This is a genomic window from Rathayibacter sp. VKM Ac-2927 (genome assembly GCF_022815525.1).
Lineage (GTDB): Bacteria > Actinomycetota > Actinomycetes > Actinomycetales > Microbacteriaceae > Rathayibacter > Rathayibacter festucae.
Map to the genome: position 1 here is coordinate 661728 of NZ_JALGRT010000002.1, position 13166 is coordinate 674893.

Here is a 13166-nt window from a genome sequence, read left to right on the forward strand (position 1 = left end):
TAGCAGAATCGATCTACGATGGGACGACCAGGAACGGCGGAGGGGGCGCGATGGCGCGGCAGCGAGTGACGATGGCCGACGTCGCGCGGAAGGCCGGCGTCTCGACGACCGCCGTCTCCCTCGTGCTGAACGACCGGCAGGGCACGCGCCTGTCCGAGGACGCGGCGAAGCGGGTGCGGGCCGCGGCCGACGAGCTCGGCTACCGGCCGAACCTCACCGCCCGGGCGCTGAGCACGCGGAAGTCGCGGATCATTGGCTTCATCTCGGAGCAGGTCACCGTCGACCGGCTCGCGAGCGGGCTCATCCGCGGGGCGCTGCGCGAGGCGAAGCGGCAGAACCACGTGCTCTTCATCGCCGAGACCGAGGGCGAGGCGGACGCCCTCGACGAGGCCGTCGACGCCCTCACCGACCGTCAGGTCGACGGCATCATCTACGCCGCGACCCGGCCGCATGCCCTCCGCCTGCCGGCCCGCGTGGGCGGCACGCCGGTGGTGATGCTGAACGCCGTCGCCGACGACCCCGAGGGCTCCCCCGGCGGGCCGCGACCCGATGCCGTGCTGGCCGACGAGCGCGCGGGAGCGGTCGACGTCGTCGATCTGCTCCTCGACGCCGGCCACTCCGAGGGCGTCGTGATCGTCGGCCGCTCCGTCGACCAGCCCGACGACGAGTGGCTCAGCCTGGCCGTGCAGCGCCGGCTCGACGGGATCTGGGAGTCGCTCGGCGCACACGGGGTCCGCCCGATCGCCCAGCTGCCCTGCCGGCCGTGGTCGGTGAAGGCCGGCTACGAGGCGGTCCGCGACCTCCTCGCCGCAGGCGTCACGCCGCACGCCCTGATCTGCTTGAACGACCGGCTCTCCTTTGGCGCCTACCGCGCCCTGGGAGAGGCCGGCCTGCAGGTGGGGCGCGACGTCTCGGTCGTCTCGTTCGACGACGACGACATCGCGGTGTACCTGCACCCGATGCTCACCACCGCCGCCGCGCCCTTCGAGGAGATGGGCGCCCTCGCCGTCCGCCTCCTCCTCGACGACGACCGCGAGCCCGGCGAGCACCTCGTGCCGATGCCCACCCGCGTCCGCGACTCCGTGCACCTCACCCGCGCCCGCGCCGCCGAGTTGCAGCAGCAAAGCCCTGAGCCCGACTGGACGCGCTGACCGGCCCGTTTCATGCTGGTCGAGTAGCCGCGGCACGCGGCCCCCGCATGCTGGTCGAGTAGCCGCGGCACACGGCCCCCGCATGCTGGTCGAGTAGCCGCGGCACGCGGCGTATCGAGACCCGCCGTCGTCGACACGGCTGGCCTGCAGACTCCACTTCTGGTGCCGGTGGATCTCGATACGCCCGCTCCGCGGGCTACTCGATCAGCATGGAGGACCCGCCGCGCGGGCTGCTCACTCAGCAGAGAAGTGCGCACCAGCGCGGCCCCATGCTGGTCGAGTAGCCGCGGCACGCGGCGTATCGAGACCCGCCGTCGCCAGCAGGGCTGGCCTGCAGACCCCACTTCTGGTGCCGGTGGATCTCGATACGCCCGCTGCGCGGGCTACTCGATCAGCAAGGAGGACCCGCTGCGCGAGCAACTCGATCAGCAGGATGCGCGGCCCCGCTCGCCCAGGACCTCCGGCACGCGGAAACACCTCCGGCTCGTCGAATCCGTGGATTCCGACGAGCCGGAGGTCGTTCCGCGTGCCGGAGGTGCGGCCCGGGGGTCAGCTGCCGGAGGGGGCGTCCGACTCCTCGGGGGTGGCGGTGTCGCTCGGGGCGGAGGGGGTCGCGCCGGCGTCCGGAGCGTCACCGGCGGCAGGGCCGGTGCCGGGGCGTGCGGGACCGGCGGGCGCCTCACCGGCGGCCGGCGGCGCGGGCGGGGTCGGGGCGGAGCCGTCGGCCGGGGGCGTCGGGAGCTCGCAGTCGCCCGAGGGCGCGGCCGGCGGGGTCGGCGGGGTCACGGCGTCGCCGTCCGCGGGCGCGGTGGGCGGGGTCGGGAGCACTCCGTCGGCGGGCGGGGTCGCCGTCGCGCCGTCGGTGGGCGCGGCGGGAGGCGTGGGCGCCTCGCCGTCAGCGGGAGCCGCCGGCGGGGTCGGCATCGAGCCGTCGGCGGGAGCGGCCGGCGGCGTGAGCGCCTCGCCGTCGGCAGGGGCCGCGGGAGGCGTCGGGGTCTCGCCGTCAGCGGGGGCAGCGGGAGGCGTCGGCGCCTCGCCATCAGCGGGAGCCGCCGGCGGGGTCGGCATCAAGCCGTCCACGGGGGGCGTGGGCGCCTCGCCGTCAGCGGGAGCCGCGGGCGGGGTCGGCGCCTCGCCGTCGGCGGGCGCGGCCGGCGGGGTCGGCATCGACCCGTCCGCACCGGGCGCCGGGGGCTTCGGCAGTCCGGCGCCCGTGGGTCCGCAGGCGGCCGGGCCGGTCGAGGCCGGGCCGGTGAGGGTCGGCGCATCGCTGGAGTCCGGGGTCGGCGTCGCACTGGCCGTCGCGCTCGGCGTCGTCTCGATCGTGCTCGAGCTCGTCGAGCCGGAGGTGGGCGCGGAATCGGCGAAGGCGGCGGTCGATCCGATCGCGGCGAAGCCGAGGGCGCCGGCGGCGATGCAGAGGGCGATCGCACGGGTCCGGGGGCGGCGCGGGCCGAAGCCCTGGCCCTCAGTACCCGAGCCCTGGGTTCCGGGGGTGCGGCTGTCGGGGGTCTTGCTCATGGGAGTCTCCTCGGTCCGGCCCGGTGCCGTTCCCGTTCGGGAGCGGTTGCGGCCGGTTCCATTTCAGATTCCGAGCCGAATCTGAAGCGGTCCTTAAGAACAGAGGCTCCCCAGCCGAGTGGCGGTCGACGCCGATCCGCGCCCCCTACGGTCGGAGCATGCTCCCCTCCGCCCGCGTGCTCCTCGTCGAGGACGACGACGCCATCCGCTCCTCCGTCGAGGCCGCCCTGCGCGGCGAGCGCTACACCGTGCGCGCCCTGCCGACCGGCGAGGACCTCGCCCGCGAACTCGCCGACTTCGCGCCCGACCTGGTCGTGCTCGACTGGATGCTGCCCGGCCCGAGCGGCATCGTGCTCGCCGAGCGGATCCGGCGCACCAGCGATGCGGCCGTGATCATGCTGACCGCGCGTGACGCCGTCGACGACCGGCTCCGCGGCTTCGACGAGGGCGTCGACGACTACGTGGTCAAGCCGTTCGTCCTCGCCGAGCTGGTCGCCCGGGTCACCGCGGTGCTCCGCCGGCGCGGTCGCGTCCCCTCGATCATCGAGATCGGCGACCTGGTCGTCGACCCCGACGCCGGACGCGCCCGCCGCGGCGGCGAGCCCCTCGACCTCACCGCCACCGAGTTCCGGCTGCTCGCTTTCCTCGCGGGAAGCCGCGGCCGCACGCTGACCAAGACGCAGATCCTCACCCAGGTCTGGGGCTACGACCACGTCGACCCCAACCTCGTCGAGGTGCACCTCAGCTCGCTCCGCAAGAAGATGGAGGCGCACGGCGACCGCCTCATCCACACCGTCCGCGGGCTCGGCTACCGGGTGGAGGCATGAGCGTCCCGGCAGGCGCCCCCGCCGCAGGCACCGACGCCGCGCGCCCCGCCTCCGCCCCGCTGCGCACCGGCTCCCTGCGCCTGCGCACCGTGCTCGCCGTGCTCGCCCTGCTGGCGGTGCTGCTGCTGGCGCTGTCCGCGACGGTGCAGGTCGTGCTCGGCGAGCGCCTCCGCGACCAGATCGAGGAGCGCCTGGCCGACCGCGCCTCCGCGGCCGCCGCCCTCGTCGGCACGATCGCCGACGACGAGCTCGCCTCGCGGCTCTCCGCGCAGGGCGTCGCGGTGCGGATCCAGAGCCCCGACGGCGAGGAGGTGGTCGCCGGCCCGAGCCCCGAGCAGCTGCGCCAGGGACCGGGAGCGGCGGACCAGCTGGGCGAGCCGCCGAGCCCGCCCGGGAGCACCAGTGCCGCCGTGCCCACGCCCCGCGACGCCACCGTCACCGTCGCCTCGAGCAGCGTCTCCGGCGACGACGGCCTGATCACCCTGCAGTCCGTCCTCAGCGACGGCACGGTGCTGACCCTCAGTAGCGAGGCGGGCTCGGTCGGCTCGACCCTCGCGTCGCTGAACGGGATCCTGCTCGGCGCCTCGGCCGTGTTCCTCCTGCTCGCCGCCGGCGCCCTCGTCCTGGTGGTCCGCGCGACCCTGCGCCCGCTCGAGCGGATGACGACCGTCGCCCGCTCGATCGCTCACGGCGATCGCGGCCGGCGCCTGCGCCCCTCGCGGCCCGGCACCGAGCTCGGCCGCACGGCCACGGCGTTCGACGAGATGCTCGACGACCTCGAGCAGGCCGAGCAGTCGGCACTGGCCGCCGAGCGCCGGATGCGCGCCTTCGTCTCGGACGCCGCGCACGAGCTGCGCACCCCGGTCGCCGGCATCCAGGCCGCGGCCGACGCGCTGGTCCGCGCCGACGGCACCGAGGAGGAGCGCGAGCGGCTGTCGGTGCACGTGGTCCGCGAATCGCTGCGGGCCGGGCGGCTCATCCAGGACATGCTGCTGATGGCGCGGCTCGACGAGGGGCTCGCCCTCGACGCCCGGCCGCTGGACGCCGGCGCGGTGGCGGCCGCCGCGATCGAGCGGCAGCTGCTGCGCGACTCCGGCCCCGAGATCGTCCTGCACCGCGACCCCGCGGCGCCGCCCGTGCACGCCGACGCCGACCGGCTCGGCCAGATCGTCGGCAACCTGCTCGAGAACGCCGCCCGCTTCGCCCGCTCCCGGATCGACGTCACGCTCGCGCACACCGACGGCCGCGTCACGGTGACGGTCGACGACGACGGCCCCGGCGTCCCCGAGGCCGACCGCGACCGCGTCTTCGACCGGCTCGTCCGCCTCGACGACGCCCGCAATCGCGCGGACGGCGGCTCGGGCCTCGGCCTGCCCATCGCCCGCGGCCTCGCGCGCGCCCTCGGCGGCGACCTCGTCTGCCTGCCCGGCGCCGCCGGCGCGCGCTTCCGCGTGATCCTGCCAGCCGGCTGAGAAGATCCCCCTGCGGCGTGGGACCCCCCTGCTGATCGAGTAGCCCGCGCAGCGGGCGTATCGAGATCCACCACCGCCAAAAGTCGAGTCTGCAGACCCGCCCTGCTGGCCACCGAGGGTCTCGATACGCCCCTGCGGGGCTACTCGACCAGCATGAAGCGTCCGCGCGTGAGAACTCGCACAGCACATCCGGCGAATGCGCAAGTACGTGTTCAGGGGACGCCTCCCGCGCGACGATGGGCGGGATGGACACGATCGACGAGCGCAGCGCCTGGGCGCGGACCGTCGTCGAGCGCGACTTCGGCGTCCGCCTGGTCGACTTCCTGCCGATCATCGGCGGCCTCGACCACGGCGCTCAGGTCTGGTTCGCAATCGACGACGCCGGCGCCCCGTGGAGCGTCAAGGCCTCCCGCCGCGACGGCCGCTTCGGCCTCGCCCTCGCCTCCGCCCTCGGCGACGCGCGGGCGCCCGGCATCGCCGCACCCACCCGCGCCCGCGACGGCCGCCCCTGGGCCGAGGACTCCGACCTCCTCGTCTCGCTCGCCCCCTGGATCGTCGGCGACGACGCGGTCGACTCCGGCGAGGACGCGCTGCCCTGGGAGGAGTTCGGCGCGGTGCTGCGCGGGGTGCACGACTCCGCCCCGCCCGCCGGCACCGTCCCGCCGCGCCGCGGGATCCGCCGCGCCCAGCGCCCGCCCGCCGCGCTGCTCGCCGAGGTCGACGAGCACCTGGCCCCCGAGCTCCGCGACCGCCTGCACGCCCTCGCCCGCGCCGAGCGGCGCCTCAAGCGCTCCCGCACGCCGACCGCCCGCGTCCCCGTGCACGGCGACCCGCACCCCGGCAATGTCGTGATCGACGCGCACGGCAGCCCCTGGCTGATCGACTTCGACGAGGCCACCGTCGCGCCGCGCGAGGTCGACCTGCTCCTGGTCGAGCTGGGCGTGATCTTCGCCCGCCCGATCACCGACGCCCAGCGCCGCGCCTTCCGGGCCGGCTACGGCGAGACCCTGATCGACGACGAGCGGATCGCCCGCTTCGGCTGCGTCCGCGCGGTCGAGGACGTCGCGACCACCGTCCTCCGCTCGCTCGCTCCGGCTCGGACGACGGCCGAGGAGGAGGAGCGGCGAGCGCTCCTCGAGGGCCAGCTCGGCCCGCACGGCCTGGTCTCGCTCGTCGAGACCGCCCTCGACCGGCTCGGGCAGCCGGCCGCCTAGACCCACCCCGCAGCATCCCACCCCGCCGCATCGCACTCCGCAGCACCGCACTCCTCCCACCGCACCCGCACAGCACCCGCAGAAGTAAGGAACCGCCCCTCATGCGCAGACGACTCCTCCCCCTCGCCGCCCTCGCGGTCTCCACCCTCGCCCTCACCGCCTGCAGCGGCTTCGGCGGCGGCGGCGGCTCCTCGGCCGACGGCGACTCCATCACCTTCACCACCTGGGCCAGCGAGTCGGAGCAGGCGGCCTTCGAGTCGCTGATCACCGACTTCGAGGCCGCGAACGACGGCGCGAGCGTCGAGCTCAACGTCGTCCCCTACGACCAGATGTTCAGCAACATCGACGCGCAGCTCAGCTCGGGCGAGGCACCCGACGTCTTCCGCGTCGACTACGGCAACCTCGGCGTCTACTCCAGCCAGGGCCAGCTGCTCGACCTGACCGACCGCATCGACGAGTTCGACTCCTTCACCCCCGCCTTCCAGGAGGCCGTGTCGTTCGAGGGCACCCCCTACGGCGTCCCGCACCAGACCGACGTCTCGGCCCTGCTCGTCAACACCGAGCTGCTCGCCGCCGCGGGCGTCACCGACATCCCCACCACGGCCGCCGACGCCTGGACCTGGGAGGAGTTCGCCGACGTCTCGACCAAGCTGCGCGCCTCGCTCCCCGCCGAGCAGTACCCGTTCGCCGCCAACTGGCAGCTCGGCGGCACCCCGCGCTGGCTGAGCTGGCTGTTCGAGGCCGACGGCGCCCTGCTCGAGGAGGACGGCACCACGCCCGCTATCGACTCCGAGGCCGGCGCCAAGGCCCTCGACTTCACCAAGAGCTTCTTCGAGAACGACTGGGTCCCGCCGACCAGCTCGGTCAAGTCCGCCACCTACGCCGACTCCTTCTTCACCGAGCAGAGCGTCGCGATGTCCTTCGTCGGCTCCTTCCTCGTGCCGGACGTCGACAACCTCGCCGACTTCGAGTGGACCGCCACCCCGATGCCCGTCGACGCCCGCGGCGCGACCGACCTCGGCGGCAACGCCCTCGTCGCCACCGCCGAGACCGACAACCCAGACCTGGCGGCCGAGTTCCTCTCCTTCATGACCGAGGCCGAGAACATGGCCGAGTTCTGCGCCGCCACCAACGAGCTGCCGACCCGCACCGACATCGACCCCGCCTCGATCGACTTCGCGGTCCGCGCCGACGTGATGCCCGTCTTCGTCGAGCAGGCCGCCACGATCACCCCGCGCGACGTGCAGCAGCTCACCTCCCCCTTCCTCGCGCAGATCTCGGTCGCGATGCAGGACCAGCTCGAGGAGGCGTTCGTCGGCGGACGCAGCACCGAGGAGACGCTGACCGGCCTGAGCGACGCGATCGCGCAGGCCACGAGCTGATGACCGCCGTCCCCCTCCGCGGGTCGCCGCCGCGCCGGCGCCGCACCGCCCGCACCCGCGAGGCGCTCGCGGGCTTCGGCTTCGTCGGCCCGAACCTGCTGCTGATGGCGCTGTTCCTGTTCGTGCCGATCCTCTGGGCGATCCAGCTGTCGTTCCAGGAGTCGCGCGGCTTCGGCACCCCGGAGTGGGTCGGCCTCGCCAACTACGCCCGGATGGGCGCGGACCCGGTCTTCTGGCAGAGCCTGGGCAACACGCTGATCTTCACCGCGGTGACGGTCCCGCTGGAGCTGCTCGGCGGCCTCGGGCTGGCGGTGCTGCTCAACTCGGTGCTGCCGGCCCGCGGGATCTTCCGCACGATCATCGTGCTGCCGCTGGTCATCTCCGGAGTCGCCTCCGGCATCATCGCGGTCACGATCTTCAGCGAGTCCTCCGGCATCGTCAACAAGGTGCTGTCCTCGCTCGGGGCCTCGCCGGTCTCCTGGCAGTCCGACGGCACCGCGGCGATGATCTCGGTGATGCTCACCGCGGTCTGGCTGCGGGTCGGCTTCAACATGGTGATCTACATCGCCGGTCTGCAGGGCGTCTCGCCCGAGCTCTACGAGGCGGCGCGGATCGACGGGGCCACCCGCTGGCAGCAGTTCCGCTCGCTGACGGTGCCGCTGGTCGGCCCGTCGACGTTCTTCCTGCTGATCATGAACGTGATCGCCTCGTTCCAGGTCTTCGACATCGTCTTCGTGATGACCGGCGGCGGGCCCGGCTTCTCCACCTCCGTGCTCGGCACCTACGCCTACCGCAACGGCTTCCAGGTGCGCGAGCAGGGCTACGGCGCCGCGCTCGGCGTCGTCATCCTGCTCGTCTCCCTCGCCTTCACCTACCTGCAGTGGCGCACGAGCCGCACCCGCGACCTCGTCGAATAGGAGCCTCCTGTGACGTCCTCCACCCTCACCACGCCCGCCGCCGTCGCGGCCGCGAGCGTCCGCGACGCGCCGAAGCGCCGCCGCTCCACCCGCGACGGCTCCCGCACCGGACTCGTCGTCCGCATCGTCGTCGCGGTGATCGCCTCGGCGATCGTCTTCTTCCCCCTCTACTGGATGCTCGTCATCGCGTTCTCGCCGCGCGGCGAGGTCTTCTCGCCCGGCCCGCCGCAGTTCTGGCCGAGCGAGATCTCGCTGGAGAACTTCGCGACCGTCTTCGCCCGCTTCCCGGTCGGCGAGTGGTTCGTGAACTCCGTCGTGATCGGCGCGTTCGTCACCGCGTTCACCGTGGTGCTCAACCTGCTGGCGGGCTGGGGCTTCGCGCGGCTGCGCTTCCCGGGCCGCAACCTGCTGTTCCTGCTGGCGCTCGCGACGATGATGATCCCGGTGCAGGCGATCATGGTCGCCCAGTTCAAGCTCGTCACCGGGCTGCAGATCTACGGCACCTACTGGTCGGTGATCCTGCCCGGAGCGGCGGCGGCCTTCGGCATCTTCCTCGCCCGGCAGTTCTTCCTCTCCATCCCGGAGGAGCTGATCGAGGCCGCGCGGATCGACGGGGCCGGCCACCTGCGCGTGTTCCTGCAGATCGTCCTGCCGCTGAGCAAGCCGTTGATCGCGGTGCTCATCCTGCTGACGCTGCTGGGCAGCTGGAACGACTTCGCCTGGCCGCTGATCGCACTGAAGGACAACGAGCTGTTCACCCTGCCGATCGGCCTGCTCTACCTCAAGGGCCAGTCGACGCCGGACTACTCCGCGAGCATGGCGCTCGCGCTGATCTCGGTGCTGCCGATGGTGCTGCTGTTCCTCGCCTTCCAGCGCTACTTCGTCCAGGGCTTCGCCCGCAGCGGCATCCGCTGAGCGGGGGCGGGTCACCGGCCAACGAAGTGGTCGCCCACCCATGCTGATCCAGCAAGGTGGTCGCCCACCCATGCTGATCGAGTAGCCCGCGCAGCGGGCGTATCGAGATCCCCCACCCCCAGAAGCCGAGTCCGCAGATCCACCCGGCCGGCACCGGCGGACCGTCGCCGGCCCCTCGGCCCGCCGCCTAGTCTGAGAGCGACCGCCGCACGAACGAGGAGACCTGGGTGAACGTCCGCGAGCTGCTCGGCCACCCGGAGCTGCAGCTCACCCTGGTCGGCGGCGACGACGTGCAGCTGGCTCGCGCGATCTCGGGCACCTACACGATCGACCTGCCGGATCCAGGCCGCTTCCTCTCCCCCGGCGACGTGGTGCTGACCAGCGCGCTCTGGACCTCGGGCCGGGAGAGCGTCGAGCGCTTCGTCGGCGGCGTCGCCGATCGCGGTGTCGTAGCGATCGTCGTCGGACTGATCGCGGTCGGCTCGCTGCCGCCCGGCATGCTCGAGGTCTGCCGCCGACACGGCGTCGCCCTGCTGACCGTCGCGCCGGACGTGTCGTTCAAGACCATCGCGCAGACGGTCGCCGGAGTGATCGCGCAGGCCGACCTGCCCACGCTCGGCCGCGAGGCCCGGTTCGCGCGCCGCCTGCTCGCCGATCCCGCCTCGGGCGAGGGCGTGCAGGTGGCGTTGCGCGCGTTCTTCGAGGAGTTCGCGCACGGCAGCTGGGCCGTCGACCGGGCCGGCACCCTGGTCGCCTCCGCCGGCGGACTGCCCACGGCCGCCGACTACGGCGCCGCCTGGGAGGCCTCGCTGTCCTCCCCCGACAGCCGCTGGGAAGTCACCGAGCACGGCCGCTCGCTCTCCCGCCGCGCCCTCTTCTCCGCCGCCGGCGAGCGGCTCGGCGTTCTCGTCGTCACCGGCGATCAGCGTGGCTGGTCGGACGAGACCGCGGACGGCGTCGAGCTGCTCGCCGGTGCGGTCGCGGGCCGACTCGACCTGGCTCGCCAGCGCGAGCGCGCGTCGGCCGCGCCGCTGCTCGACCTGCTCCGGGCGCTCCTGCACGACGAGCTGCCCGAGTCCGAGACCGCGGTCCGGCTGCGGCTGCTCGGCTCCCGCCTGGGCGCGCCGCTCCGGGTGGTCGTCGCGCGAACCGACGATCCGTCGCTGCCCCCGGAGGCGCTGCTGGAGCCGCTGCGCGCGGCCGCCGAGCGCGAGCACGCACTGGCACTGGGCGCGGTGCTCGACGGCGCCGCCGTGCTGCTGCTCGGCGATCCCGCGGACGGGACGGCGACCCCCGGCCCCGCGCTGCGCTCCGCCGTGGAGGCGGCGCCGTGGCTCCTGCACGAGCGCCGGATCGCGATCGGCGTGGGCGACCCCTCCCGTGCCGTGTCGCAGCTGGGCGTCTCACTGCTCGCCGCTCGCGAGCGCGCGCGCAGCGCGACCTCGGACGAGCCCGTCTCGATCGTCGAGCACACGGTCCCCGTCTCCAGCGACGCCCTGCTCGAGCTGGTCGCGCCGCGCACCCGCGCGGCCTTCGCGCTCGCCGTGCTCGGGCCGCTGGTCCGCTACGACGACGAGCACCGCAGCGACATGGTCGAGACCCTCCGCGTCTTCCTCGAGAGCGGCGGCTCCTGGCGCCAGGCCGCCGACCGCCTGCACCTGCACGCCAGCACCCTCCGCTACCGGATGCAGCGGATCGAGGCGCTGACCGGCCGCGACCTCTCCGCGATGGCCGACCGCGTCGACCTGCACCTGGCGCTCCGCTTCCTCTGACGCGCCGAGCGCCGCCGGACGACAGGACCCGCGCCAATCGACCGTCCCGCGTCAGCGTGCGCCGTGGGCGCCAGACCGCCTTTCGCGTGCCAGATGTTCGACGGTCGATGGAGCTGGATGCGAGCATTCGTCGTCCCCGCCGTCCATCCATCCCAGAGGAGCCCCCGTGCATCGTCGTCCCGACTCCCTCCGCCCGCGCCGCTGCGCCGGCACCCCGTTCACCGTCGCCGCCTCCCTCGCCCTGACCGTCGGCCTCCTCGGCTCCGCCACGGCCGCCCACGCCGCCGAGGCGCCTCCGGCCTCCCCGACCCCCACCGCCAGCGCGACCGTCAACGCCGCCGCCTTGACGGCCACCGCCCGCGGCGAGCTCGTCCTCAAGCCCGGCGAGAAGCCGGCCTCCGGCACCCCGCTCAGGTGGACCATCACGGTCACCAACACCGGCGCCGTCCCCCTCGACGATGTCACCACCGACCTCAGCGAAGGAGTGATCACCCTCAAGCCCGGCGAGAAGCACGACTTCATCGAGCAGGACCTCCTCACCAGGAGCATACTCAGCGACGGCTACGCCCTCATGACCACCCACGCCACCGCACTCACCCCCACCGGCACCGAGATCACCACTCTCGTCACGGCCCGCTTCGACCTCCCCACACCCACACCCGCGCCGACTCCGACCACGCCGGCACCCACTCCGACGACGCCGGCACCCACTCCGACCACGCCGGCACCGGCCCCGACACCCGCGCGGGGCGCCTCCCTGAGCGCGACCGCGCGCGGCGAGCTCGTTCTCAAGCCCGGCGAGACGCCGACGGTCGGCACCCCGGTGAGGTGGACCGTCACCCTCACCAACACCGGCGACGTCCCCCTCGACGAAGTCGGCGATAATCTCGTTCAACCCGGCCTCCATCTGGAACCCGGCCAGGCCCGCGAGGTGACCTGGTCGACCACCCTTGATGAGTGGGAACTCTCGGACGGCTTCGCCCACATCGCGAAGTTCGTCGCCGGACTAGCACCTGACGGCACCGTGGCCCGCACACGCGTCGACGGCCGAATCGCCCTCCCTAGCCCGATACCGACCCCCGCACCGACTCCGCCCACTCCGTCACCGACCCCGACGACACCCGCACCCACCCCGACGACACCTGCACCTTCACCGGCGCCGACCCCGGCCGAGGACCCGACGCTGAGGGCGACGGCGGACGGTGAAGTCGTCCTCAAGCGGGGCGAGACCCCGAAGGTCGGCACCCCGGTGCGGTGGACCATCACGGTCACCAACACCAGTGACGTCCGCGTCCAGGACATCACCGCCGACGACACCGGCGACCTCATCGACCTCGACCCCGGCCAGACCGGAGACCTGAAACTGACGACCACGCTCAGCCAGGAGGACCTCACGAACGGCTACACCCTCCTCGACGCCCTCATCACCGGCAAGACACCCGCCGGCACCGAAGCCATCACCCTCCTCGAGAGCAAGCTCACCTTCGCCGCCCCGATGCCGCCGACGCCGACCCCCACGCCGACGCCTCCCACCCCCACTCCCACTCCCACGCCCACGCCTCCGGCACCCACCCCGACCCCGCCCGCACCCACCCCGACCCCGACCACACCTGCGCCCACCCCGGTCGTCCCGACGCCCACCCCCTCTCCCAGCACATCGGCCGCCGTCGTGCCCGTGACCCCGGGCTCGACCGGCTCGACCGCGAAGGTCTCGTCCGCAACGGACACGGCCCAGCGCCGCCTCGCCTCGACCGGGTACGACGCGGCGAGCGCACTGCCCGCCGCCGGGATCCTCACCGCCCTCGGCGCGCTCGGCGTGCTCCTCGGCCGTCGCCGCCGACGCCACAGCACGGCCGACTGACCGATCGCCGGCGGAGTCGATGCCCCTCGACACCGCCGGTGATCCACGACGGCCCGGGCCCGCCCTCCCGGCGAGCTCGGGCCGTTCCACGTTCCCGAGTGATCGCTCCCTCCGTGACGGTCGACCGCGTCGAC

Annotated in this window: 10 protein-coding genes; 9 read left to right on the forward strand and 1 reads right to left on the reverse strand. The window is 73.8% G+C overall.

Features of this window, described 5'->3' with window-relative positions; all coding sequences use genetic code 11:
* The first annotated feature begins 50 nt into the window (after window positions 1-50).
* On the forward strand, window positions 51-1151 hold the full coding sequence (locus MT353_RS08250; protein ID WP_243624099.1) for a LacI family DNA-binding transcriptional regulator: 1101 nt from the start codon (window positions 51-53) through the stop codon (window positions 1149-1151).
* Window positions 1152-1700: 549 nt separating this feature from the next.
* Here the strand turns inward: MT353_RS08250 and MT353_RS08255 are convergent.
* Window positions 1701-2672 carry a hypothetical protein gene (locus MT353_RS08255; protein WP_243624101.1) on the reverse strand — a complete coding sequence of 324 codons (972 nt, stop codon included), beginning with the start codon at window positions 2670-2672 and terminating at the stop codon, window positions 1701-1703.
* Window positions 2673-2830: 158 nt separating this feature from the next.
* Here MT353_RS08255 and MT353_RS08260 point away from each other — a divergent pair, with 158 nt between their 5' ends.
* The 8 genes from MT353_RS08260 to MT353_RS21920 all read left to right on the forward strand — a co-directional run bounded on the left by MT353_RS08260 (window position 2831) and on the right by MT353_RS21920 (window position 13032).
* Window positions 2831-3499, forward strand: coding sequence for a response regulator transcription factor (locus MT353_RS08260; RefSeq protein WP_123446969.1), 669 nt, complete (start codon window positions 2831-2833; stop codon window positions 3497-3499).
* Window positions 3496-4971, forward strand: coding sequence for a HAMP domain-containing sensor histidine kinase (locus MT353_RS08265; protein ID WP_243624103.1), 1476 nt, complete (start codon window positions 3496-3498; stop codon window positions 4969-4971). Before MT353_RS08260 ends, MT353_RS08265 begins: the two co-directional genes overlap by 4 nt.
* Before the next feature lie 245 nt (window positions 4972-5216).
* Window positions 5217-6185, forward strand: coding sequence for an aminoglycoside phosphotransferase family protein (locus MT353_RS08270; protein ID WP_243624104.1), 969 nt, complete (start codon window positions 5217-5219; stop codon window positions 6183-6185).
* Window positions 6186-6286: 101 nt separating this feature from the next.
* Window positions 6287-7567 carry a sugar ABC transporter substrate-binding protein gene (locus MT353_RS08275; protein ID WP_243624105.1) on the forward strand — a complete coding sequence of 427 codons (1281 nt, stop codon included), beginning with the start codon at window positions 6287-6289 and terminating at the stop codon, window positions 7565-7567.
* Window positions 7567-8484, forward strand: coding sequence for a carbohydrate ABC transporter permease (locus MT353_RS08280; RefSeq protein ID WP_243624107.1), 918 nt, complete (start codon window positions 7567-7569; stop codon window positions 8482-8484). The genes MT353_RS08275 and MT353_RS08280 overlap by 1 nt, the downstream gene beginning before the upstream one ends.
* A gap of 9 nt (window positions 8485-8493) precedes the next feature.
* Window positions 8494-9399, forward strand: coding sequence for a carbohydrate ABC transporter permease (locus MT353_RS08285; RefSeq protein ID WP_243624109.1), 906 nt, complete (start codon window positions 8494-8496; stop codon window positions 9397-9399).
* A gap of 227 nt (window positions 9400-9626) precedes the next feature.
* Window positions 9627-11171 (forward strand): PucR family transcriptional regulator, encoded by a 1545-nt coding sequence (locus tag MT353_RS08290; protein WP_243624110.1) that lies wholly within the window; start codon window positions 9627-9629, stop codon window positions 11169-11171.
* Between the two features lie 166 nt (window positions 11172-11337).
* The gene (locus MT353_RS21920) at window positions 11338-13032 is read left to right on the forward strand and encodes an LPXTG cell wall anchor domain-containing protein (RefSeq protein WP_243624111.1); all 1695 of its coding nucleotides are present in this window, start codon (window positions 11338-11340) and stop codon (window positions 13030-13032) included.
* Window positions 13033-13166 lie beyond the last annotated feature (134 nt).

Excerpts from the sequence above, each read along its gene's own strand:
- MT353_RS08250 (WP_243624099.1), top strand. The coding sequence starts at position 51 with ATGGCGCGGCAGCGAGTGACGATGGCCGACGTCGCGCGGAAGGCCGGC.
- MT353_RS08255 (WP_243624101.1), bottom strand. The coding sequence starts at position 2,672 with ATGAGCAAGACCCCCGACAGCCGCACCCCCGGAACCCAGGGCTCGGGT.
- MT353_RS08260 (WP_123446969.1), top strand. The coding sequence starts at position 2,831 with ATGCTCCCCTCCGCCCGCGTGCTCCTCGTCGAGGACGACGACGCCATC.
- MT353_RS08265 (WP_243624103.1), top strand. The coding sequence starts at position 3,496 with ATGAGCGTCCCGGCAGGCGCCCCCGCCGCAGGCACCGACGCCGCGCGC.
- MT353_RS08270 (WP_243624104.1), top strand. The coding sequence starts at position 5,217 with ATGGACACGATCGACGAGCGCAGCGCCTGGGCGCGGACCGTCGTCGAG.
- MT353_RS08275 (WP_243624105.1), top strand. The coding sequence starts at position 6,287 with ATGCGCAGACGACTCCTCCCCCTCGCCGCCCTCGCGGTCTCCACCCTC.
- MT353_RS08280 (WP_243624107.1), top strand. The coding sequence starts at position 7,567 with ATGACCGCCGTCCCCCTCCGCGGGTCGCCGCCGCGCCGGCGCCGCACC.